General features: G+C 35.7%; 14 protein-coding genes and 1 riboswitch. Of the genes, 2 read left to right on the top strand and 12 right to left on the bottom strand.

Features of this window, described 5'->3' with window-relative positions; genetic code table 11:
- The first annotated feature begins 25 nt into the window (after positions 1–25).
- Entirely contained in the window at positions 26–922 is an 897-nt protein-coding gene (gldA, locus tag AB674_RS00550; RefSeq protein ID WP_047772903.1) for a gliding motility-associated ABC transporter ATP-binding subunit GldA, read from the top strand.
- A gap of 461 nt (positions 923–1,383) precedes the next feature.
- Positions 1,384–3,507 (top strand): outer membrane beta-barrel family protein, encoded by a 2,124-nt coding sequence (locus AB674_RS00545; protein ID WP_047772901.1) that lies wholly within the window; start codon positions 1,384–1,386, stop codon positions 3,505–3,507.
- A gap of 226 nt (positions 3,508–3,733) precedes the next feature.
- On the opposite strand, the gene AB674_RS00540 is transcribed toward AB674_RS00545, so the two are convergent.
- The 12 genes from AB674_RS00540 to AB674_RS00480 all read right to left on the bottom strand — a co-directional run bounded on the left by AB674_RS00540 (position 3,734) and on the right by AB674_RS00480 (position 21,211).
- Complete coding sequence (locus AB674_RS00540; protein ID WP_047772899.1) at positions 3,734–4,906, bottom strand: PepSY-associated TM helix domain-containing protein; 1,173 nt, start codon at positions 4,904–4,906, stop codon at positions 3,734–3,736.
- A gap of 109 nt (positions 4,907–5,015) precedes the next feature.
- Positions 5,016–6,293 carry a DUF4374 domain-containing protein gene (locus AB674_RS00535; RefSeq protein WP_047772897.1) on the bottom strand — a complete coding sequence of 426 codons (1,278 nt, stop codon included), beginning with the start codon at positions 6,291–6,293 and terminating at the stop codon, positions 5,016–5,018.
- Positions 6,294–6,378: 85 nt separating this feature from the next.
- Complete coding sequence (locus tag AB674_RS00530) at positions 6,379–8,742, bottom strand: TonB-dependent receptor (protein ID WP_047772895.1); 2,364 nt, start codon at positions 8,740–8,742, stop codon at positions 6,379–6,381.
- A gap of 301 nt (positions 8,743–9,043) precedes the next feature.
- Positions 9,044–10,447 carry a pyridoxal phosphate-dependent decarboxylase family protein gene (locus AB674_RS00525; protein WP_047772893.1) on the bottom strand — a complete coding sequence of 468 codons (1,404 nt, stop codon included), beginning with the start codon at positions 10,445–10,447 and terminating at the stop codon, positions 9,044–9,046.
- Positions 10,448–10,541: 94 nt separating this feature from the next.
- Complete coding sequence (locus AB674_RS00520) at positions 10,542–11,765, bottom strand: dicarboxylate/amino acid:cation symporter (RefSeq protein WP_047772892.1); 1,224 nt, start codon at positions 11,763–11,765, stop codon at positions 10,542–10,544.
- 102 nt (positions 11,766–11,867) lie between these two features.
- Positions 11,868–12,521 carry a class I SAM-dependent methyltransferase gene (locus tag AB674_RS00515; RefSeq protein ID WP_047773260.1) on the bottom strand — a complete coding sequence of 218 codons (654 nt, stop codon included), beginning with the start codon at positions 12,519–12,521 and terminating at the stop codon, positions 11,868–11,870.
- 168 nt (positions 12,522–12,689) lie between these two features.
- A complete protein-coding gene (gene metF, locus AB674_RS00510) occupies positions 12,690–13,646 on the bottom strand; it encodes a methylenetetrahydrofolate reductase [NAD(P)H] (protein ID WP_047772889.1) in 957 nt (318 codons plus the stop codon).
- A gap of 172 nt (positions 13,647–13,818) precedes the next feature.
- Positions 13,819–16,494 carry a methionine synthase gene (gene metH / locus AB674_RS00505; RefSeq protein WP_053004165.1) on the bottom strand — a complete coding sequence of 892 codons (2,676 nt, stop codon included), beginning with the start codon at positions 16,492–16,494 and terminating at the stop codon, positions 13,819–13,821.
- A 578-nt stretch (positions 16,495–17,072) separates the two neighbouring features.
- Positions 17,073–18,074, bottom strand: coding sequence for a homocysteine S-methyltransferase family protein (locus AB674_RS00500; RefSeq protein WP_047772888.1), 1,002 nt, complete (start codon positions 18,072–18,074; stop codon positions 17,073–17,075).
- Positions 18,075–18,345: 271 nt separating this feature from the next.
- A riboswitch (SAM riboswitch) is annotated at positions 18,346–18,462 on the bottom strand.
- 657 nt (positions 18,463–19,119) lie between these two features.
- Positions 19,120–19,347 carry a hypothetical protein gene (locus AB674_RS00490; protein WP_047772886.1) on the bottom strand — a complete coding sequence of 76 codons (228 nt, stop codon included), beginning with the start codon at positions 19,345–19,347 and terminating at the stop codon, positions 19,120–19,122.
- Positions 19,348–19,482: 135 nt separating this feature from the next.
- The gene (locus tag AB674_RS00485; protein WP_047773255.1) at positions 19,483–20,535 is read right to left on the bottom strand and encodes an NAD(P)/FAD-dependent oxidoreductase; all 1,053 of its coding nucleotides are present in this window, start codon (positions 20,533–20,535) and stop codon (positions 19,483–19,485) included.
- A gap of 94 nt (positions 20,536–20,629) precedes the next feature.
- Positions 20,630–21,211: a bifunctional precorrin-2 dehydrogenase/sirohydrochlorin ferrochelatase gene (locus AB674_RS00480; protein ID WP_047773254.1), complete on the bottom strand. Its 582-nt coding sequence runs from the start codon at positions 21,209–21,211 to the stop codon at positions 20,630–20,632.
- Positions 21,212–21,390 lie beyond the last annotated feature (179 nt).

Raw genomic sequence — 21,390 nt, 5'->3', positions numbered from 1 at the left:
TTACTTTTGTAGCAAATAAAAAGTTATGTCGATAGAAGTAAACAGTATATCAAAAAGTTACGGAACGCAAAAAGCGCTTAATGAAGTTTCATTTAAGATTGAAAAGGGTGAAATCGTTGGATTTCTTGGTCCAAACGGAGCCGGAAAATCTACTCTGATGAAAATTTTGACTACTTATTTACTTGCAGATAGTGGCTCAGCCCTTGTAAATGGTCATGATGTCATGACAAACACTAAGGCGGTACAACTTTCTATTGGCTACTTACCGGAGCACAATCCCTTATATTTGGATTTGTATGTTCGTGAGTATTTGGCTTTTAACGCTGATGTTTATCAGGTAGAAAAAACAAGAATCGAAGAAGTAATACAACTGACAGGACTGTCAGTCGAAAGTCATAAAAAAATAGGTCAGTTGTCAAAAGGATACCGCCAGCGTGTGGGACTTGCCAATGCTTTACTACACAATCCTGATGTTTTGATTTTGGACGAACCAACTACCGGTCTGGATCCTAACCAGTTAATGGAAATCCGAAATGTAATTAAAAATGTAGGGAAAAATAAAACCGTTTTTCTGTCAACGCACATCATGCAAGAGGTCGAAGCCATCTGTGATCGTGTCATAATTATTGACAAAGGACAAATTGTAGCGGATAAAAAGTTAGACAAATTAATTTCTGAAGACAAACAACAGGTAATCGAAGTAGAATTTGATTATCAGGTAGAGCCGCAATTACTAGCCAAACTCGAAAATATCAGCTCTTACGTTAATACACATGATATGATCTGGGAACTTACTTTTGTTACTGAAAAAGACATGCGCCCTGCCATTTTTGACTTCGCCAATGAAAATGGGTTAAAAACGTTACAACTAAATCAGAAAAACAAAAACCTGGAGGCTGTGTTTAGAGAAATTACTAAATAAGTTTTCAGTCTCGGTTTTCAGTCTCGGTTTTCAGTCTCAGGTTGCACCTTATATACCTTGCTTTGCAAGTTCACAAAATCGCTCTATTATGCTATAGGGCGATTTTTTTGTTTTGAAATCTATTCTTTCCTTTTTAAAAACAACTAACCTTCAGCACTTTGTTATTTTAACAGTCACTTTTACTTTGTTTTTATTTAGACTTGATACAAATAGTGTTATATTTGAAGATTGAAACTCCAAAAAAACATCCAATGCCTCCTTCCTTTAGCTTTATCAAAAATTTACTTCAGCAGTTACTAGAACAAACTTCTCGTTTTCAGCAAAAAATAACGAATCAACTGGAAGAAATTATCCTGCAGTAAAACATCCCTTTTACTTTTCATCGGTATCCGATTGTCTCCGTTTTCGAGCTCCCTGAGTTTACGAAACTATTTATTATGCTCTAATTTAAAATAAATAATATGAAAAATATTATAACCTCCCTTATGCTTGTCTTTTCGGTGTACAGTTATTCGCAAACCGAAAAAGAAACCGATAGTGTTGTCGAAACCACTATTAATGCTTTAGAAGAAATTGTAATCACCAAAAAGAAGGTTTTATATACTCAAAAGTCAGATCGACTTGTATTTAATGTCGAAAACAGTATTATTTCTGAAGGAGGAACTGCCTTAGACGTTTTGTCGCGTGCTCCGGGCGTTGTTGTCTCTCAGGATGGCGATTTATCTATAAGAGGACAACAAGGGGTTGCTGTGATGATAAATGGCAAACTGACGCAGCTTTCTCAAAAAGAGCTTGCCAATTATTTAAAATCTACAGCCTCCTCTAATATCAAACAAATTGAAGTTATTACGAATCCTTCTTCAAAATACGACGCTACAGGAAAGGCCGGAATCATCAATATTGTATTAAAAAAACCAAATTCATCCGGTCTTAAGGGAACAGCTTTTACCAGTTATGCCAGAGGGCGAAAAAACCGAACCAATTCCGGATTTAATTTAAACTACAACAAAGATAAGTGGGGTGTTTATGGTAATTACAGTTACACTTTCAGGGGAGAAGAGGAACGCAAAAAATTCAATCAGCTGCAATATACAGATGAAACCCGACAAACGATTTCTTCTAAAAACCATCAAACTTCTGTGACTGACGAACCGCTTACGTCAAACAATTTCAAAATTGGAACGCAATACGAAGTCTCTCCTAAAACAAATTTAGAGGTCTACGTTGATGCTAAAATCGGTCGCTATCAAAATATAGCGGATGGTAGAAATACGTTGTTTAATGCAATGAATCAATTACAATTTGATGCTGCCACTTATAATGACAGCAAAGAAAAATGGAACGATTACACCTATGCTTTTTCGGGAGTCCATAAATTCGATACGGAAGGCAAAACGATGTCGTTTGATTTTGAATATGAAACGTCGAAATTCAGGTCCAATCAGTTTCAGAGTGCCAAAAATATAGATCCTGCCAGTATGGTTGAAATCGATGACCGCAGGGGTTTTATTCCTTCTCAGTTGCGAGTCTTTACAGGAAAAGTTGATTTTGTCAATCCTTTAAAAGAAAAACAAAGCATAGAATGGGGTTTTAAAGGGAGTATAAAAAACAACGACAACCCTTCGATTTATGAATATTCACAGAATAATGAGTGGATAACCGATCTTAAATCCACCAATCATTTTGAATATAAAGAGCAAATTTACGCCGCATACGTTAACTATAAATATCAATTGGAAAAACTAAATATCCAAGGAGGTATCAGAACCGAATATACGGCTATAAATATTCTGCAAAAAACCATGAATGAAGAACATAAAGACGATTATCTGAAATGGTTCCCAAGTCTTTCATTAAAATATGAATTCACCGAAAACCATGCGATGCACGCTTCTTACAGCAAAAGAATCAACAGACCAAGCCAGTTTGATCTGAATCCATTCCGATTTTATGATGATTCGTTCAATTATTCACAAGGAAATCCAAATTTAATTCCTGAAATAACGCATGCAGCAGAAATAGGTTATGCTTGGAAAAGCGCTTTTATGGCTACCGTATATTTCAACAAAACTAAAGACGTTTTTACAGAAGTTTACGTCTATAATCCGGCAGATAATACTACCGTGACTTCGCAGATTAACGTTGATAAATCGTATAATTATGGTGTAAATATCACCAATACGGCCGAAATCTACAAATGGTGGTCTGTAAATACGCTTCTTAATGTTTTCGAAAATAAGTTTATGGGGAAAGTCGTAAACACAGAAAAAATTGACCCTATAGTAACGCTAAACATGAACGTTCAGAATTCATTCACCATTACAGAAACCTGGAAAGCGGAAGCAAATGCACAATACCAATCGAAATCAAATCTTGGTATTTACGAGCGTGACAGTTTCTTTGACTTCAGTATCGGAATTTCTAAACAGGTTTTAGCCAATAAAGGAAGCATCAAACTTAATGTTACCGATATTTTCAACACTAATAACTTTTATATCAATTCGGTTATCAGACAAACAAGCATCGATAAAAGATACGATCTTGATAATCGCATTGCAACACTAGCATTCACCTACAGAATCTAAAATTGCCTTTTTTGCCCCCGTAAGAACCCCCATAAAATACTAATTTTATGGGGGTTCTTTATTTTGCATCGATCAGAAATCTGCTTTTACAACTATCACCTCAACTTCATTTGAGTACATAATATCAAATTACTTATTACTTTTCACTAAAAAAAGCCTTTCGAAAAGAGTTTTACTTCTTTCAAAAGACTTTTTACAACTAACACAAAACAGATCAAAAAATAATTTAAGGCTTACTGGCCACAGGCTTTTTTTTCTTTCTTCCCCACCAGATATAAAATCCGGTAATTGGTAAACTGGCACAAATTAAACTGCCAATAAAATAGACAATTTTGGTTGGCAATCCTCCGATCGCTCCTATGTGAAGACTGTAATTGGAACGCATTAACCAATCTGAGAAACGTTCGTTACTAATATATTTTTCTGATTTTGGAAGCAGCTCTAAGGTTTTTGAATCAAAATATAAATCTCTCCAAATTCCCTTATGCATATCGGTACAGGCATAAAAATCTTCTTTTGGGTCATCGGGAAAATGAATAATCACGGCTTCTTTATTCTCTTTGGCGATTTCGGTGCGTACTTTTTTCCAAATAAAATCGGCAGCAGCCAGTTTCGTCATTTGTTGCCCGGATAATGTATCTTTTTTTATTGGAACAGGTTGTTCTTTCTTATCTTTTACATCGGCCCAGCCACCGCTGATCCAATACGTACTTTCTCTGAGCCAATGAAAACTCATCAGCATGCCCGTAAAAGAGATAAGGACAGCTAAAACAATCACATAAAACCCCATTACGTTATGAAGATCATAATTTAAACGTTTGAGCTTCGCATCCCATTTTATCTTAAAACTATTGTTTACAGTGGTTTTATTCCATTTTTTTGGCAACCAGAGAATAAGTCCGCTGATTAACAAAAAGAAAAAAATAAAGGTTGCCCAAGCTGTGATCTGTGCTCCAATTTCACGCTCTAACCAGAGATTACGATGTCCTTCGTCTACGAAATGGAAAAAGTCTTCATGATGTACAATTCCGGTAATTTTACCATTGTATGGATTTACATAAAGCAATGAATCCGATTCGATATCGACCTTTATTGATTTATCCAAACCATTGTACCATAAACCATGTATTTCTTTTTCCGGTACCGCTTTCTGAACTATACTGTAAACCTTAGAAGGAGGTAATAATTGCTCTGATTCTTGAGCTTCAACATACAACCACGGCGAAGTAAATTGCCTGATTTCTTCTTCAAAAACCAATATGCAACCCGTAATTCCCATTATAAAAACAATAATTCCGGAAGCAAGTCCCAACCATAAATGCAACCAGGCATTGACTTTACTGAAACGGGATTTTCCTTTTTTTTGTGGTTTGGATGTTTGTTGTTTGATAATACTCATTATAGAATTGTCTATCTGTCAGTAATTTTAATTATTTTAAAAAACCATATAATCAATTCTTGTAAAAAAATTGATTATATGGTTAAAAATCAAAGCAAAAAAGTCTAATTTATTTAGTCCCTTTTGTTGTATGTGTTAATTTAGTAATAGCAGAGATATCAGTTCCTCCTCCGGTTACTTTTGCACCTGCAGTAGCTAAACCTGTTTCCGTATTAATTTTGTAAACACGAACCTCTGTATTAGTTACAAAAGCCTTATATGCATTTCCGTTTTCATAATACAAGCTTCCAACACCAAAGTAACTATCACCAGCATGTCCCGGCAATCCTGTTACCGGAGTTATTTTTTTAGATGGTAAATCTACAATTGCCGATTTAAATTTATAAGAAGAATGATTAAGGAATCCCCAAAGTACTGTGTCATCTGCTGTAGGTATGTAAACGATATAGGCTTTTTCTCCTCCAAGTGGATACGCCGCTAACACTTTACCGTTAATTGAGCTTGCCTCAAGATCAAAGAAATAAGAAGCATCAAATTCTGTTTGACCTTTATTGATACGAAGAATTCCGGAACCAATTGTTGTAGAAGGTGCCTTGTAACCTCCAGCCTTAGCATTTGAAGAAAAAGTATATACGTTACCAGACTCCGTACGTACAATACCTGTGTTTGTATAGTACATACCAGCTGCTGTAGTACGAGGATCTTCAATTCTTTTCACAAATGTTAAAGAAGGATAATCATAAACTCTGATGTATGCTTTTGTTTGATCAATATTCCAATCTTCACTTGCATCTCTGTTGAAAACAGAAACAAATACTTTATCTCCAACAACTGTTACTCCAGTAGGAAAATCAAAGCGTCCGGTAGTTGTTGCAAAATTATCAAACTTACGACCTGTAATATATTGTTTTGTAGGATCATAAACAATCAATTCATTATTTGAAGATGCACCTTCCCATGAAGCACCAATAATTAATAATTTATTGTCGTCTGTAACACCATATGCAAAAGGCGATTCTATAAAAACACGACTCCCGGCAATTAACTGACCCGCAGCGTTTAAAGCATAAGGAGCAGCACCTTCCGCTTCACTATCCAATGCAAACATCGTATTCGCAAGAGGAATATAAGAACCTCCTTGTTCAATTCCTTTTCCAGTCATATCAATTGTTCCGGTCATTAATTCATCTAATGAATTAAAGCTCCACATGTAATTTTCATTCCATGTTCCGGTTTGGTAACCTATTGCATATTTACTTATTACAACTGGTTCCGGTGTAACAACTACAGGTTCTTCATTTGTTGGAGAATCGTCACTGCTACAAGAAAATATAGTAACTGACATTAGCATAAGAGCTAATAGATTTTTAATTTTAATTGTTTTCATAATTATTGAATTTTTAATTAATTGAATCCTGTAATTAAAATACAGGCTTGGAGAATAAGAATTTATTATTGTTTTGAATTGTGGACTACATGAAGAAATATCGAAGTTTTATCGTAAAGGATCTTCCTGGTTTCTGCACATTAAAATAATCGTACAAATTAACATCAGTAATATCATAACATTCCAACGCAATATTATAACGGCCATTTTTAAGTGAATAGGCTACAGATGCTGAATAAAAAAGTTGTTCAGGAATCTCTTTTTTACCAGTCTCTCCTAATTTAGGATTCCTCAAGTAATAACTATCGGAATAACTGGCTAATAAGTTTACAGAAAAAAGATCATCTGCATATTTAATATGTTTGAAAGAGAATCCTAAATTCGCATTTCCGTATAAAATTGGAATATTAGGCATTTGTTTATTGTACAAGTAATTAATTTGATCAGAGCCAACTGAGACGCTGTTATCCTTATTTAAAGTTTTTTGATAAGTAGCATTCAAATCCAAACTAAGCCATTGTTTATAACCATAATGTACAATTCCATCAAATCCAGTTACCTGAACATTTTTAGTGTTTTGATATTGACTCTTATTCTGATAGGGAACAGAATTTATAAAGTTTTTTGCCTCTCGATAAAGAAAGTTTCCTTCTATGGCAAATGAATGTTTCTCAAAAGTCTTTTTATAAGACAATCCAATATTCATATTATCACTAGACTCCGGCATAAGATAAGGATTAGGGATAATATTAATTCCTCCATCTCCTAACAGTTCTACCGCAGCTGGAAGTCTATATGCATGTTCAAAAGAAGCTTTAACCTGCAATTGTTCCGGAATTAAAAAATAGGCTGCTGCTGTACCATAACCTGTAAAATTATAAGATGGCTTTATTACTTTCTCATTTATAGTTTTTGGGTTCTCTACTATTTTGCCTTGTAAATCCAACATTTTGACAAATGCGGTATAAGACAATCTTTTTTGAAGGGCTGATAAACTATACGAAAAACCAATTATATTTTTATTGACTACCGGTTCCTTTGGTACATCCTTGGTTGTATACTCATTATCTTCTTTACGTCGATAACCCAAATGAGTATAGTTTAAGAGTAGACTATTATTTTCATTTATATTGTATTTAAAATTTGTATTACTTTGAAAAGACTTTACTTTAAATACATTTAATACTTTTTCCGAATTAAGCTCCCCACTACTACTATATCCGGGTACATCAGTTCGAGGGCCTCTCCATGTAAATCTTCTTGATGAAGTATCTACCGTTCTTTCTTCTGCAATATTGTAAGAAGCCGCCAAAGTTGCCGTTAAATCTTTAGTAAATAAATTTGTTTTTTTGTACTTTAAAGAGGGTACAAAATTCTGGCTATCTTCAAAAGCATCACCAACTACCCTAAACATTGTTCTTCCTTGTTGTGTTTCTTTTTTGTTAGCGCTTACTGCGATCCCAACCAATAAATAATCTGCATATTTTTTATCTTTCACCCCTACTTCGGCGATAATTGCACCTTGTTTGTATCCGTCATGAAAATGTTTTAATTCTTCTTTTGGACCAAAAAGTCCTGTAAAAGGATCTGGAACCTCAGCCTCAACTTTATAGCTGTTATCAGAATAATTAAGAAAGGCATTAAAATTAGTCACCAAACCATTCTTACTTGTAAAACGTGTATTTAATGCTGCTTTATGAGTATTAAAAGACCCAAAACTATAAGATGCATCAATATATCTCTTAACACTTTTATTGGTCACAATGTTTACTGCTCCACCTAAAGCATCTCCGCCTAATTCAATGGGTACAACTCCTTTATAAACATCAATTCGTTCCGCCATATTGGTTGGAATATTATTCAATGTAAACGAAGGTCCATAATTATCCAAAGGAATTCCGTCCATAAAAAACTTAACCTGATCGCCTGAAAACCCATTTAAGGAGAAATTAAATTGCGATCCCATCCCTCCGGTTTCACGAACACGGACACCAGTCGTTCTATTCAAAACCTGATTCAAATCAGCTGAAGTATTGTACAATTGTTTTAAATCTACTGCTGTAATATTAAAAGCTTCTTCTTTAACGCGCTGCACCTTCGTTTTACCTACTACCTGAACTTCATCCAAAGCTGCAGTATCTTCTTCTATTGTTATACTTGGAGCCTCTTTATTGGATTCTTCCAAGCTTATTTTTGTTAGTTTAGGTTTATATCCAACAAAACTTATTGATAGTGTATAATTCCCCGGTTCGGCAGCAATTTCATATTCCCCTTTTTCATTAGTTAAAGTAGCATAACGCGTTCCCTTTAATGCAACTGAAACACCTTCTGCCGGCTGACCACTTTGTGTTAGAACAATACCCGTTAAGTTTACTTTGTTTTTTTGTGAGAAACCTTGTATTGAAGTCAGGAAAACCAATATCAAGATTACTATTCTATTTATTTGCATCAGTTAAAATTTGTGGTGAATGTTAAAATTTGGCACAAAATTAACTTCAGAAAATGCTATTTCCAAATTATTTTTAATTATTCTAAATAAGGATAGTATTTAACGTTTAAAATGAGAAATTCTTAAAAATTAATCCAATCTTAAGGCAACATTAATCTAAAATTAAAATATTCTTAAAAATAAATATCAAAAACCGTTAAATTCAAACAAGTTGTTTTATTAAAAAACTTACAAAAAACCAATAAAAAATCCCGTTTACATTACTAAACGGGATTTTTAAAAAGTTAAAAAAATAATACTCTTATATTTCTGACAGCGTAACTCTCATTTCTTCAATTACAATCTTAATATCATTTTCAGTTGTTCTCCAATTGACAAAGGAAGCACGAATTCCTTTTCGGTTTTGGTATACGGTTGGTGTCATAAACACTTTTCCTCCATCATTTAGCAGTGTCAAAAACGACGCTACTTTTTCCTGATTGTGATCTCCTTTCAAAGTAAAACAAACATTATTAAGACGGATCGGTGCCAGGAGTTCAAAACTATCATCTTCGATAAGCGCATTTCCAAAGTGCAGGGCCAATGACGCACTACTTTCCACAATATCACAGAAACCTTCCTTTCCATAGGCCAATAAAGAAAACCAAACCGGAAGCGCTCTTAAACGTCGTGAATTTTCAGGTAGCACATTCAAATAATTAAAATTCTCCAACGGATTTCCTAAATAGGGTGCATTAGAATTCTGAAAAGTTTCAATTTGTAAATTCACATGGTCTTTTTTAATCAAATAAAAAGCACTTTCATAAGGTACGTTTAACCATTTATGACAGTCAACGGTAATGCTATCCGCATTTTCCCAACCGTCAACTAAAGGTTTAAACTTATCTGAAACAGCTGCAAAAGCACCAAAGGCAGCATCAATATGCCACCAAAAGTTGTATTTTTCTTTCAATTCAGCAATAGCTACAAAATCATCAAAATCAGCTGTATTGACTGTTCCGGCACTTGAAATTAAGATAAACGGTTTTCCGTTTAAGGCCTTAATTTTTTCTTCCAGATCGACAACATCGATGGCTTCACGATTGTCTTCCAGCGTTTTTACAACACTATAATTCTGGCTTCCGATTCCGAGCATTGCCAGTGATTTCACAGCAGAAGAATGTGGTGTTGCAGTAAAGATATTTATAGTTTCTGTAATTCCGTTTTTAGCAAAATCTTTTCCAAATTGAGCTCCAAACCATTGCCTTGCCACTCCTAAAGAGGTAAAATTAGACATGGTTGCCCCTGTTACAAATCCACCCATAAAGGATTTTGGTAAGCCCAATAACTGCAATAACAGATTTATGGTTTCAAACTCTATTAAAGCTGAAGCGCCTCCTTGTGCTTTTATCGATTGTGCATTTTGATCGTAAACCGAAGCCAGCCAATCACCGACAATAGAAGCCGGAGTAGATCCTCCTGTTACAAATCCCCAATATCTGGGTCCCGGCGAAGCAACCATTAGCGGAGCCATTCGCTCATTGAATTCTTTTAATGCTTCTAAAGAACCTAAACCTAATTCGTTTAAGGTACGATCCAGTTCAATTGTCGCTTTAGTAGATGTCGGGATATTTTCAAGATTATTCAAAAAACCAATCCCGTGTTGTTTTGCTTTTTCAAGTATATTTTCAAAATTGTTTAAATCATGCTGAAGTACTGAATTCATGCTATTGTTATTTATGTCCTCATCTGAAAAAACAGCGCACAGCGTTTACAGATGGAGCGAATTAATAAAAGATTTTAAACTAAAAATAAGTAGGTTACCATTTGGTTTTTTCGGAAAAACGGGAAATCATCATCGAACAGATTAAATCACCGTTGACATTGAGCAGTGTCGCAATCGGATCCACAAGTGTCCCTAAAATCATCGCTACCGGTAAGGCCTGCTCCATTGGAAGTCCATAAACCGTTATAGCCAAAACTTCACCTATATAACCTCCGTTTGGGATTCCGCCTTCTACAATCGAAACGATTACTGTAATTCCCAATGCTAAAAGAATAGTAGAAGGTTCTGTGAAGTCTTTTCCAAACATGGCAAAAAGAACCGTAATCTTAAGTATAGAAGACATACTCGATCCGTCTTTATGCAAGGGCGCACCAAGCGGAATGACCAGGTTCCGGACATGATTCGGAATGTTCATTTTTTCTGCCGCTTCTAAATTTGCGGGGATCGTTGCAATACTGCTGCAAGTTCCCACTGCTGTCAAAGCCGGCGTTATATTATTACTCCAAAATACCACAAATGCTCTTTTTCCTCCGGCAATAAAGGCATATAAACTAAAGAATGTAAAGAAATAAAAAATACATGCTCCGTAATAAATTCCCAAAGGTTTTGCATAAACACCAAATAGCTGCGGACCAAAAACACCAACCTGATAGGCAAAATATGCCCCCAAACCAATTGGAGCCAGTTTCATAATCAGATTCAATAACTGTTTCATCACTTCGTTACCTGAATCTAAAAAGCTTCTGAAACTACTTCCCTTCTCACCGGATTGCAAACTTGCAAAACCTATTAAAAAAGAGAAAATTATCAGCGCCAGCATGCTTTTTCGGGACAATAATTCGAAGAAATCATTTACCGTAACCAACTGTGCAATTTGCTCGCCAATACTGCCGGATTTTATGTTTTCTAATGGAACTTTGGAAATAATTATATCTTGATGAATCGGAAAAATATAAACGGCTACAATCATTACAATGGCCGAAATCAAAAGGGTTCCGAGGAAAACAAGGACCATAATGACAAATAGTCTCCCCAGTTTTTCTGTTTTTTCTAAATTGGCAATTGAAGAAGCGATCGTAAAGAAAATAAGCGGAATAATTGCCGTGAAAAGCAAATTAAGAAAAATGTCTCCCAGTGGTTTGATTACCTCAACATCTTTACCAAACAACAACCCTAAAATACTTCCTGCAATGATACCTCCTAAAAGCAATAGAATACTACTGTAGCTTTTTAGGAAATTGATTTTTTTAACCTCCATAATTTTAAAAAAGTATTAGGGTTCAGAAATAGAAACTCAAAATAGAAAAAGCAATTAAAGTACTCAAAAAAAGAGCGCCAAAAGCAGTCGCCTTCTTTTTTGTTATTTTTCTAACACAATAGTGGTAAAAGCTCTGTCGACTAATTCGCCTGTTTTGCTTTTTATTTTTTCGGTCAGCGTTTCTTTGTAGACCATTTTAAAAGCTGTTTTTTCGATTAACTCCTGCGCTTTTTCAGTGCTGTACAGTGTAAATTCATACTCTGTAAACGGAAGTTGTTTCATGAAACTTTCTTCTGCAAATGTTAAACAGAATGTTCCGTTTGGTTTTAGAACTCTGTAAATTTCTAAAAGTAATTCTTCCGGTTTTTGCCAGAAATAAATCGTATTTACAGTGAAGATTTTATCAAAAAAGGAGTCTGTAGCCGGGATTACACCTCCATCGTAAAGCAAAAAGAAAGCTTGTTTTTGAGAAACATAATTCCTGTTGATTTGTCTGGCTTCCTGAAACATTAACTCAGACATTTCGAGTCCATAATACACCAAACTTTCCGCTTGATCCATTAGAAATTCTAAGTGCCCCGCATTTCCGTGACCCAATTCCAGAATTTTATTTTCTTTTGAAACATTCAGATTTTGAATAGAATGGTACGTCATGTTGATGTTGGTTTCATGCATCATGTTGGCCATTTCAATTCCTTTTTCTCCTGTTGGATGTTTTAACTGAGCGGCTATCGCCTGTAATTCTTCTTGTTTCATAATGATCAAAATTAAATTCCAAAAATTAAAAATTCCAAATTCCAAACTGGAGTTATTACTTTAACGAAGGAGACTCAAGTTCAATAGCATCCGATTTACTTCTTCTATTCGTTGTCGCTCGGGTTTCCTTCGTTCAAATTGAAAAGAATATAACAAAATATACTTTTTCTAAAAAATATGACTCGCGATTTGGCGAATATTTTCTGATTTTCCCATTGAATAATAATGCAATACAGGTACTCCGGCCGCTTTTAACTCTAAGGATTGTTGGATCGCCCACTCTACTCCTACTTGTTTGATTTCGGCATTGTTTTTACATTGATCTACGGCATGAATTAAATCTTCCGGAAGATCAATACGAAAAATCTGTGGCAAAATCTGCAAATGCTTTTGTACAGCAATTGGTTTTATCCCCGGAATAATAGGAACTGTAATTCCCATTTCTCTGGCTTTTGCTACAAATTCGAAGTATTTTGCATTGTCAAAAAACATCTGCGTTACCACGTAATCTGCTCCCGCATCTACTTTTTCTTTTAATCTTCTTAAATCAGATTGTAAGGAAGGAGATTCTAAATGTTTCTCCGGATACCCTGCAACACCAATACAAAAATCAGCTTTGTTGTCTATATCCATTACTTCATGCAGGTATTTCCCTTGATTTAACTCATTGATTTGTTTTACTAAATCTATAGCAAAACTATTTCCTCCTGCTTTTGGTACAAAGGATTGTTCGTCCTTCATCGCGTCACCACGAAGCGCCATTAAATTATTGATTCCTAAATAATGACAATCTACCAGCATGTATTCTGTTTCTTCCTGTGTAAATCCGCCACAAAGCAAGTGCGGTACAGTATCAACATTATATTTATGTTTTATAGAAGCGCAAATTCCAAGTGTACCCGGACGCATACGAGTCAGTTTTTTGTCCAAAAGTCCATTCCCTTTATCAATATAAATGTACTCTTCGCGTGAAGTGGTCACATCAATAAACGGCGGATTAAACTCCATCAACGGATCGATATTATCATACAAATCCTGAATACTTTTTCCTTTTTGAGGCGGAATAATTTCAAATGAAAATAATGTTTTTCCCTTGGCGTTTTCTATATGTTCTGTTACTTTCATTTTAAAAATTATGAGTTATGAATTATGAATTTTGAGTAAAATCTAAATCAAAAAACGTAAATCAATTGGCTGCGTTGGTTCTGGGTTTCGTTTGTTTCAGGTTTCAAGTTTCACGTTATAGGCGAACCTGAAACTTGAAACCTGAAACCTGAAACTAAAAAATAACTCCCCCCTAATCTGCTATGTTTGGATTAAGCCACTTCATGGCATAATCGGTTGGTACACTTCTTCTTTTGGCGTAATCAATAACCTGATCTTCTTTTATTTTTCCTAATCCAAAATATTTACTTTTTGGGTTTCCGAAATAATATCCTGATACAGATGAAGCCGGCCACATCGCCATACTTTCGGTTAAGGTTACTCCAATTTCTTCGGCTACATTTAGAAGTTTCCAAATTGTTGGTTTCTCTAAGTGATCCGGACATGCTGGATATCCCGGAGCCGGACGAATTCCTTTATAGTTTTCTTCGATCAAATCTTCTTTTGATAAGGTTTCGCCGGGATCATAACCCCAATAAGCCATACGAACCTGCTCGTGTAAATATTCGGCGAAAGCTTCAGCAAAACGATCGGCCAATGCTTTTACCATAATCGAGTTGTAATCGTCCAAATCTCTCTCGAATTCGGCAGCCCACTCGTCTACTCCAAAACCTGTTGTCACACAGAAAGCGCCCATATAATCGGTAACTCCTGAATCTTTTGGTAAAATAAAATCCGACAAAGCAATGTTTGGTGCTCCTTTTGTTTTTTGCGACTGCTGACGAAGTGTTAAGAATTTCTCCAACACTTTTCCGTTTTCATCACGCAATTCAATATCATCATCATCTACCTGGTTGCATGGAAAAATTCCGTAAATCCCTTTTGCAGATAATTTTTTCTCTTCTAAAATTACTTTCAACATCGCCTGAGCATCTGCAAAAACAGATGTTGCTTCTTTTCCAACTACCTCATCGGTTAAAATGGCCGGATATTTTCCGAACAATTCCCAAGTTCTAAAAAACGGTGTCCAGTCAATGTAGGGTACCAAAACGTCCAGTTCTACCTCGACAATTTGTTTACCGATTACTTTTGGTGTTACGGGTTTGTATTCTTCCCAATCCAATTGTAATTTATTTTTACGGGCTTGCTCGATCGTTAAGAAATTTTTGTCCCTTGAACGGTTTAAGAACGTTTCTCTAAAAGAATCGTATTCTGCACGAATATCGCTCGCGTATATTTTTCGGTTATGATCTAGCAGATTTCCGGCAACAGTTACGGCTCTTGAAGCATCGTTTACGTGAATTACGGTTTCTCTGTATTGTGGCGCAATTTTCACCGCGGTATGTGCGCGTGAAGTCGTCGCTCCTCCGATCATAATCGGAATTTTAATGCCTTGTTTGTCTAACTCTTTTGCCAGATAAACCATCTCGTCAAGCGAAGGCGTAATCAGTCCGCTCAATCCAATAATATCTACATTGTGTTCGATTGCTGCGGCAATGATTTTTTCCGGAGGCACCATTACTCCTAAATCAACAATTTCATAATTGTTACAGGCCAATACGACCGATACAATGTTTTTACCAATATCGTGAACGTCCCCTTTTACGGTCGCCATTAGGATTTTTCCGTTTCCTGATTTATCACCGGCTTGTTTGCTGGCTTCAATATAAGGCAATAAATAAGCAACAGCTTTTTTCATTACACGTGCCGATTTTACTACCTGAGGCAGGAACATTTTTCCACTTCCGAATAAATCTCCTACGACATTCATTCCTGTCATCAAATTGATTTCGATAACTTCAATTGGTTTTACGGCTGCTAAACGGGCTTCTTCTACATCTTCTTCAATAAAAGCATCAACTCCTTTTACTAATGAATGCGTAATACGTTCCTGAACGGTTCCTAAACGCCATTCCTGAATTGCTTTTTCGTCGCTTTTTACTTCTCCTTTTACATTTTCAGCAAAATCTAAAAGTCTTTCCGTTGCGTCGTCACGTCTGTCTAAAATTACGTCTTCTACGTGTTCTAGCAGGTCTTTTGGAATATCATCGTAAATCGAAAGCATTTCAGGATTTACGATTCCCATTGTCATTCCGTTTTTAATGGCATGATATAAAAACACCGAGTGCATGGCTTCCCGAACATGATCGTTCCCTCTAAAAGAGAATGAAACGTTACTAACTCCACCACTGATATGTGCGTGAGGCAAATTATCACGAACCCATTTTGTTCCTCTGAAAAAGTCCAAAGCATTTAAGCGATGTTCTTCCATTCCGGTTGCAACAGGGAAAATATTTAAATCGAAAATGATATCCTGTGGAGGAAAATTGACTTTATTAACTAAAATATCGTACGAACGCTGACAGATTTCGACTCTACGATCAAAATTATCGGCCTGACCCACTTCGTCAAAAGCCATGATGATTGCCGCTGCTCCGTACCGTTTGATTAATTTGGCATGATGAATGAATGCTTCTTCTCCTTCTTTTAATGAAATGGAGTTGACCACACTTTTTCCTTGTACTACTTTAAGACCTGCCTCAATGATTTCCCATTTCGAGCTGTCGATCATAATTGGAACTCTCGAAATGTCCGGTTCTGATGCTATTAAATTCAGGAATTTTGTCATTGCCTGAACACCATCAAGCATTCCCTCATCCATATTAATATCGATGATTTGTGCTCCCCCTTCTACTTGTTGTCTTGCAATATCAAGTGCCTCGTCATATTTCTCTTCCTTGATCAGACGAAGGAATTTTCTTGAACCGGTTACATTCGTACGTTCTCCAATGTTTACAAAAACACTTTGAGGTGTAATAATCAACGGTTCTAATCCTGCTAATACAAGGTCTCTTCTATTTTCTGCCATTTTCTATTTTAAGTTACTGAGGTCCTAAGGTTCTTAGGTCCTGAGTTTTTATTCTTTATTTGTGTGCTGCAAGGTTTCCAAAACCTTGTAAGTATCTGTGTTCTAATTATCTTATTTTGGGCGTGTTTCGCCGCGGCGAACCGGGCTATCCGTTCCAAGTCCTCGCTCTTCCTTCGTCAGGCTGTGGGCTATCCACTTCTATCCCTCACGCAATCTCGGTTTTATAAGAACTTTATGTTTCCACGATTTCAATTATCGTTTTTCAAATCTTTGAACCTAATTATATATTTTGTTCCTCCCGAACTTATTATTCCTTTTTATATTCAATCTGCCAGTTCAGGCTACCTTTTTATCTCTTTTCATTTAACGTTCCAATTGTCACTATAAGAAACGAAGTAATCTCGTCCAACATTTCATACGATCGACTCCTCATTTTTGTCATTCCGACGAAGGAGGAATCTTCGTTAGTTGCTCACATTGCGGAGATTCCTCCTTCGTCGGAATGACAGCCCGCGTTTTATGTCTTTTCTGGCACAAGCAATACGCTTATGTTGGCAAGAAAAATTTATGCTTGTTAATTACGCAATAACCGGTGCTACTCTCGGCTTATACCCCTTCGCAACCTCAGCAATCAATCGAATATGATCCGGAGTTGTTCCGCAACAACCACCGATAATGTTGATCAAATTATCGTCTAAATATTCTTTGATTAGTGCTTGCGTCTGTTCCGGTGTTTCGTCGTATTCTCCAAATGCGTTTGGCAAGCCAGCATTTGGATGTGCTGAAACATTAAACTGTGTATGTTGTGATAATGTTTTTAAATACGGTTTCAATAAATCGGCTCCTAAGGCGCAATTGAATCCTACACTTAACAACGGTATATGTGATACTGAAATCAAAAAGGCTTCTACAGTTTGTCCCGAAAGTGTTCTTCCTGAAGCATCTGTAATCGTCCCCGAAACCATGATCGGAATATCAATATTGCGTTCGTCTTTTACTTCTTCAATAGCAAAAAGTGCTGCTTTTGCGTTTAGTGTATCAAAAATCGTTTCTACTAAAAGCAAATCGCATCCGCCATCCATTAAGGCTTCTACTTGTTGTTTGTAAGCTATTCTCAGATCATCAAAAGTTACGGCTCTGTATCCCGGGTCATTTACATCGGGTGACATACTTGCCGTTCTGTTTGTCGGCCCGATTGAACCGGCTACAAAACGAGGCTTGTCTGGGTTTTTAGCGGTAAATTCATCGGCTACTTCTCTGGCAATTTTTGCTGATTCGTAGTTTAATTCGTAAACCAAATCTTCCAGAAAATAATCGGCCATACCAATTGTGGTTCCCGAGAAAGTGTTTGTCTCGACGATGTCCGCGCCTGCTTCATAATAAGCGGCGTGAACATCTCGAATTGCTTGTGGTTGTGTTATGGATAGTAAATCGTTGTTTCCTTTTAAGGGATGTTGAAAATCCTTGAAACGCTCTCCGCGAAAATCTTCTTCCGAGAAATTATAGCGTTGTAACATGGTTCCCATTGCTCCGTCAAGGATCAGGATATTTTTTTTTATTGCTTCTTGTATTGTTGACATATCGTATTTTATTTAAACCTGACGGGTTTTTAAAACCTTTCAGGCTTAGCTTCTTATTAATAATTCCAAAAGTTCACTATTGTGACTCTTTAGCCCCGATTGAAGTGGAAATCCTTTTGTTTTTTCTTTAAAAACAAAAGATTGCAACAGAAAGCGGGAACCCATGACGGCAAAAAAGACGTCAATGATTCGCTCATGATACCAAAATGAATTCGGTAAAATAATATTATAAGGTTGTCAGGAAAAGTTTTGAGAAATACTTTATGTATTTGTGTTATCTATCTTAAATACCGTGTTTGTTGGTATTAAGTAGAATGTAGCACCTTCTTTATGATAAAGGGTTGCTAAGGTTTCATTGGGTCTTTCCCTCCGCCTTTCGTGATAACTGTCAATAAAATTATGAACAGTGCAAAGTAAAGACATAACCTTAATACTTGCAAGTATTAACGCTATTTTTTTATTTAAGTTTCTAAGGGTCTGAGGAGCTAAGATTCTAAGGGTCTTCGGGTCTAAAACACTACACTGGAAATTTATTTTTAGTCTTTAGGATTCTGTTTTGTTCCTCTAAAATTAATAATTTCTATACGATTTAAATTCTTTACTTATTTTGGAAACTAAGTGCCTATTTAAGTTTCATTGGAAAGAATTTTAAATCCGTTTTATCCGTGTCTTCGTGATAACGAATCTGTTCAATCCGCGTGTGAAATTAAGTTGCAATCACCATATGCAAAGATTATGTAGAATTGGACGCGGATTATACGGATTTGAAATAGTAAAAACGCTGACAAAAACGGATTCCTTATGTTGAAATATTGATCGATTAAGATGAAGTACTTTTAATTTTACATGTAAAAATTCAGTGTACTTCTTTCTTCTTTTGCATAATTTAAAAGAGTTTAAAATTTATTCAAAAAAAGATGTAGCTTATTATGTAATGTGTTGCTTTTTATCTCTAAATTCAAGATTTCTTTTACTGTCCATTTGGCTTCCAAGTAATCAACAACGCTATTAAAACCTTTAATGGCCTGTGGTGTCCAAATAAATTTTAATGCCATTTTGAAAATCTTTTCATAACCTCTTCATGACTTGTAAATTCTCCGTTATTCACCTGATCCAGTCCAATTTGAATTTCTGCTTGCTCTGCCTCGGATAACGCATCAAACCAATCACTTTGACTTGCTTTCAAAACCGATTCCAGCTTTTCTAAAACACGCTCATCTTCAACCTTAACCAATTGCTGAATAAACTGATATTTTCTAGCTTCTAAATCCATAATAATTAAACTTTTATATAAACAAAGGTACAAATAAAAAAAAGCTCAAACTATAATTACAAGTTTGAGCTTTACAAATTAAAATCTAAAAATCTCTATCCCACAGCTATCGGGAGAGAAAATCAGTATCATAAACTACACGATTGCCTTAACAACTGCTTTCGGGGCCTCTTTACGAGTTCCGTCAAAGCCGTCAACACCGGAAACGGTAGTGTATTTTAAAACGTATTTTTTACCGGGATTAATGATTGCATAAGCCGCTTGACACATTAAAGTCGCTTCGTGGAATCCGCAAAGAATTAATTTTAATTTCCCCGGGTACGTATTAACGTCTCCGATAGCGAAAATTCCAGGAATATTGGTTTGGTAATCTAATGCATTATTTACTTTAATCGCGTTTTTCTCGATTTCTAATCCCCAGTCAGCGATTGGTCCTAATTTTGGAGTCAATCCGAAAAGTGGAATAAAATAATCGGTTTCTATTTTACGGTGTGCTCCGTTTTCTTCGATGTCCAAAGATTCAACATGTTCCGCACCATTAATTCCGATTACTTCTGCCGGAGTAATTAATTTAATTTTTCCTGCTGTTTTTAATTCCTGTACTTTTTCTACAGAATCTAAAGCTCCTCTAAATTCATTTCTACGGTGAATTAAAGTTACTTCTGAAGCTACATTGGCCAAGAAAATACTCCAGTCTAATGCTGAATCTCCTCCTCCTGCAATGACAACTTTTTTATCTCTGAATTTCTCCGGATTTTTAATGAAGTATTTTACTCCTTTATCTTCATAAAACTCGATATCTTCTATAAGTGGTTTACGAGGCTCGAAACTTCCTAATCCTCCTGCGATGGCAATTACCGGCGCATGAAATCTGGTTCCTTTGTTTGAAGTAACGATAAAACTTCCGTCTTCTTGTTTTTCGATGGTCTCAGCACGCTCTCCTAAAGTATAACCTGGCTCAAACTGCTTAATTTGCTCCTGTAGGTTATCAATTAAATCCCCTGCTAATACTTCCGGGAATCCGGGAATGTCATAAATAGGTTTTTTTGGATACAATTCTGAAAGTTGTCCTCCTGCCTGTGGCAGTGCATCTAAAATATGGCATTTTAATTTTAGTAATCCTGCCTCAAAAACGGCAAATAAACCTGTTGGTCCTGCTCCAATAATTAGTATATCTGTTTTAATCATTACACTGTTGTTTATAATCATTCTTAATAATGCAAAGAAACGAATAATTTATTCTATTTTCAATGATTTATATCATTCATTTCTTCTGTTTTTTTTACTCTTTATTTTTTAATGAAGCGGTAATTTCGTTCATCTTTTTAACTTTATCTTCAAAGTTGCCTTTCAGTGTTTTCCTGTATTCATTTAGGTTTTCAACCATCTTATTGATATCGTCCGGAATAACTTCTTCAAAAAACTCTCTTAGCCTTTTGGCTGTGGTAGGAGACTTTCCGTTGGTCGAAATGGCAATTTTTACATTTCCTTTGGTTACGATTCCACCTAAATAATAATCACACAAATCCGGAGTATCGGCAATATTGCAAATCAAATAGCGCTTTCTGGATAAATCATATACTCTTTTATTGACTTTTAAATCATCGGTACAGGCGATCACCATATTGCGTTTTTTCAGCATCTTTTTTTTGAACTTCGCCTGGGTCAATTTAAGCGAAGGATGATTTTCTGCCAAAACTTTAATCTCAAGATGAAAGTGTTTTGCCACCACCTCAACATTGGCATTCGGACTCGATTTCAATAAAAAAGAAAGCTTTTCCAGTCCAACATTTCCACCGCCCACAATAAGAACATTCAAATTGTGTAATTTTAAAAATATTGGATATAATTCGTTTTGTTCCATTTTAATTCCTTTACATCGCATGAAAGTACGATGTTTTCTCTTTATTGTGCAATTTCTTTTGGCTTATTGCTCGTTTTTGTCGGGTTGAAATTCGACGGTATACATTTATTTTTTTTTTATCACCTTTTGTTTGTCGGGTTGAAACCCGACGCTACAAATTGATTTCTTTGATTTCTTTT

The organism is Flavobacterium sp. ABG, from assembly GCF_001027725.1.
Taxonomy (GTDB): domain Bacteria; phylum Bacteroidota; class Bacteroidia; order Flavobacteriales; family Flavobacteriaceae; genus Flavobacterium; species Flavobacterium cupriresistens.
Note: the sequence above shows the minus strand (reverse complement) of the source record. Positions and strands in the feature narration are given on the sequence as shown.

What these genes read in the sequence shown, in the direction of transcription:
- gldA (WP_047772903.1), top strand. Translation starts at nt 26, where the DNA reads ATGTCGATAGAAGTAAACAGTATATCAAAAAGTTACGGAACGCAAAAA.
- AB674_RS00480 (WP_047773254.1), bottom strand. Translation starts at nt 21,211, where the DNA reads ATGGAACAAAACGAATTATATCCAATATTTTTAAAATTACACAATTTG.
- AB674_RS00535 (WP_047772897.1), bottom strand. Translation starts at nt 6,293, where the DNA reads ATGAAAACAATTAAAATTAAAAATCTATTAGCTCTTATGCTAATGTCA.
- AB674_RS00490 (WP_047772886.1), bottom strand. Translation starts at nt 19,347, where the DNA reads ATGGATTTAGAAGCTAGAAAATATCAGTTTATTCAGCAATTGGTTAAG.
- AB674_RS00545 (WP_047772901.1), top strand. Translation starts at nt 1,384, where the DNA reads ATGAAAAATATTATAACCTCCCTTATGCTTGTCTTTTCGGTGTACAGT.
- AB674_RS00530 (WP_047772895.1), bottom strand. Translation starts at nt 8,742, where the DNA reads ATGCAAATAAATAGAATAGTAATCTTGATATTGGTTTTCCTGACTTCA.
- AB674_RS00500 (WP_047772888.1), bottom strand. Translation starts at nt 18,074, where the DNA reads ATGTCAACAATACAAGAAGCAATAAAAAAAAATATCCTGATCCTTGAC.
- AB674_RS00525 (WP_047772893.1), bottom strand. Translation starts at nt 10,447, where the DNA reads ATGAATTCAGTACTTCAGCATGATTTAAACAATTTTGAAAATATACTT.
- AB674_RS00540 (WP_047772899.1), bottom strand. Translation starts at nt 4,906, where the DNA reads ATGAGTATTATCAAACAACAAACATCCAAACCACAAAAAAAAGGAAAA.
- AB674_RS00520 (WP_047772892.1), bottom strand. Translation starts at nt 11,765, where the DNA reads ATGGAGGTTAAAAAAATCAATTTCCTAAAAAGCTACAGTAGTATTCTA.
- AB674_RS00515 (WP_047773260.1), bottom strand. Translation starts at nt 12,521, where the DNA reads ATGAAACAAGAAGAATTACAGGCGATAGCCGCTCAGTTAAAACATCCA.
- metH (WP_053004165.1), bottom strand. Translation starts at nt 16,494, where the DNA reads ATGGCAGAAAATAGAAGAGACCTTGTATTAGCAGGATTAGAACCGTTG.
- metF (WP_047772889.1), bottom strand. Translation starts at nt 13,646, where the DNA reads ATGAAAGTAACAGAACATATAGAAAACGCCAAGGGAAAAACATTATTT.
- AB674_RS00485 (WP_047773255.1), bottom strand. Translation starts at nt 20,535, where the DNA reads ATGATTAAAACAGATATACTAATTATTGGAGCAGGACCAACAGGTTTA.